The 2,739-nt window shown below is 44.3% G+C and carries 2 protein-coding genes; both read left to right on the forward strand.

Going from position 1 to position 2,739, the window contains the following annotated elements; genetic code table 11:
- Nucleotides 1-266 precede the first annotated feature (266 nt).
- On the forward strand, nt 267-998 hold the full coding sequence (locus EI161_RS13910) for an amino acid ABC transporter ATP-binding protein (RefSeq protein ID WP_192522689.1): 732 nt from the start codon (nt 267-269) through the stop codon (nt 996-998).
- A gap of 171 nt (nt 999-1,169) precedes the next feature.
- Entirely contained in the window at nt 1,170-2,453 is a 1,284-nt protein-coding gene (locus EI161_RS13915) for an FAD-dependent oxidoreductase (protein WP_192522676.1), read from the forward strand.
- Nucleotides 2,454-2,739 lie beyond the last annotated feature (286 nt).

A 2,739-nucleotide genomic window follows, 5' to 3' on the forward strand; every position in this document is an offset into this window, starting at 1 on the left:
TGGTGTTCTTTTACATCAATTATGGCTACGTCTGATGCCAGCATACTTTTTAGAACACCACCCATAATGTATCTGTTTTATTTAGAACCAACTATAGTTTTAGATTTTAATAATAAAAGTATCTTTAAAAATATTTCGCTTTAGAAGCTTTATTTAATAAATATTGTCGAAAATAATGTGGTTAGGAGCCAGTGATGAGCAATGCTGATACGTACCTAAATGCCTTTGGCGGACTGGTCACCGATAATGGTCATGCTAGTGATGAGATGGTCATTAAAATGACTGATGTCAGCAAGTGGTATGGCGATTTTCAAGTACTGACTGACTGTACCGCGCATGTGCACAAAGGCGATGTGGTAGTCGTTTGTGGTCCATCGGGTAGCGGTAAGTCGACCTTGATCAAGACAGTCAATGGACTGGAACCTTTTAAAAAAGGTGAAATCTTGGTCAACGGTATCTCTGTTGGCGCAGCAAAGACCAATTTACCCAAACTCCGCAGCAGTGTCGGTATGGTGTTTCAGCATTTTGAGCTGTTTCCGCATCTAACGATTATTGATAACCTGACGGTCGCCCAAGTCAAAGTATTGGGCCGTAAAGAGTCTGAGGCTAAGCAAAAGGCCATGGCTTATCTAGACCGTGTCGGACTCACAGTACAGGCAGCGAAGTATCCCGCTGAGCTGTCTGGCGGTCAGCAGCAGCGGGTAGCGATTGCTCGCGCGCTTGCGATGGACCCAGTCGCCATGCTGTTTGATGAACCAACCTCGGCGCTTGATCCAGAGATGATTCAGGAGGTGCTTGATGTCATGGTCGAGCTGACCCGCGATGGCATGACCATGATGTGTGTGACTCATGAGATGGGCTTTGCCAGTCAGGTCGCCAACCGTATTATCTTTATGGATGAGGGGCATATCGTTGAGAACTGTAGTAAGGATGAGTTCTTTGAAGGTGCAAAAAGTGACCGCGCGCAAATGTTCTTATCAAAAATTTTGAATCATTAAAGATAGCATTTAAGATTAATTTATCAAAAGCGTCTATTTTTAGGCGCTTTTTTTGGTCATTGATTTATCGATTTAACAATCCTGTTAATGTCAGTGACTGTGTGTATACTGATATAATGGCGGTCAATTATCCCAAAATGAAAACAATCCCCCGTCTATATTGGAGCCAATATGAGCGCAGAAACTATATTACCATCAACCACATCCCCATCATCCATGTCTAAAGAGTCGAAAGAGTCTAAACAAGGCATTGTTATCATTGGGGCAGGTTTGGCAGGCTGGCATGTTATTGATGCCATTCGTGCTAAAGATAAAGACATTCCGATTACTTTAATCACAACAGATGATGGCGACCGTTATCACAAGCCCATGCTAACCATGGCGATTAGCCAAAAGAAAAGCGCGGCAGATTTGGTGCGAGCGACTGGTATTGATGCTGCAAAAGCCGCGCAAGTAACCCTACTGGCCAATACGCAGGTGACGGATATTGATGCTGCCACGCAACAATTACAGCTTGTCTCGGCGCTGCGCTCAGATCCTGTTTATACCAATTACGCAACGATCAGCTATGACAAGCTGGTACTGGCGATGGGTGCGCATCCTATTTTTCCCCAAAGCCTACCAGAAGATTTGGTTTGGCATGTCAACCATATCGAGCGCTTTGGGCAATTACAAGAAAAGCTAGCAGCAGGTAGCCAGCATGTGGCTATTGTTGGTGCAGGCATGGTGGGTACTGAGATTGCCGAGGATTTATTAAAAGCGGGTCATCAAGTAACATTGATTGATTTAAATGATGCGCCGCTATCACAAATGCTGCCAGCAAAAGCCACTGCGCGTATTGCCCAAGCAGTGAAATCGCAAGGGATTAACTTTTTGGGCGGCTATCAGGTAACAGATGTTATTCGTATCAGTGATGGTAACCATGGTGAAAAGTTGCAAGTCAGCTATGAGCCGCTTCACTCTGATTCAGAAGATAGCGCTGCTAAGTCAACTATACAAACAGAGCCATTGATTGTCGACCATATGATTGCCAGTACGGGTTTGACGGTCGATGGTAAATTGCCAACAGCGGCAGGAGTCGAGTTTGATCGCCGTACTGGTATCGTAGTTGATGCGCCGACGCTGCGTACCAACACCGATAATATTTATGCCATCGGTGATTGTATGTCGATTAATGGTGTTGCTTGCCGTTATGTGGCCCCGTTACGCGCGCAGGCAGCGACCATTGCTGATGATATCTTAGGTTTAGAACATAGCGGCTATGAGCATAAACCGCCGATGATTCGTCTAAAAAACAAAGCAATATCGGTCATGGCAACAGGTGTGCCGCAAGCTTCTGGTAACTGGCAAGTGAGCAGTGAAAATGATGATGAGCTTATCATGGACTTGCTCGATGATAACAATGAAGTCAGTGCGACGGTAACGATTAAAGCACCGCCAACGGTTAAAGTCTAATCGTTGCAAGATTAAACCGTGTCTATATCCAGAATTTGTATAGCCAGGTCTAAATAAAAAAGAATCATTCACATTAACGTGCTACTGCTAGAATTTCTTTCTAGCTTGCTGTTCGCAAGCGTGACAGAGGCTGCGAAAAATTTATAGCAATAGCACTGTACGCTTTAAGGTTAATCAAGTATAGTTTAATTATAATAGGGGCTGTATAGAATTCAAATCAGCGGCAGCCAGATAAAGACACAAGCGAGAATTACGGCAGCCTCATAGCTGGCTTTAAGCTTATCAT

This window comes from Psychrobacter sp. FME5, assembly GCF_014861375.1.
Lineage (GTDB): Bacteria > Pseudomonadota > Gammaproteobacteria > Pseudomonadales > Moraxellaceae > Psychrobacter.

Bases quoted from the DNA above. Each gene is read 5' to 3' on its own strand.
- EI161_RS13910 (WP_192522689.1), top strand. From the start codon at position 267: ATGGTCATTAAAATGACTGATGTCAGCAAGTGGTATGGCGATTTTCAA.
- EI161_RS13915 (WP_192522676.1), top strand. From the start codon at position 1,170: ATGAGCGCAGAAACTATATTACCATCAACCACATCCCCATCATCCATG.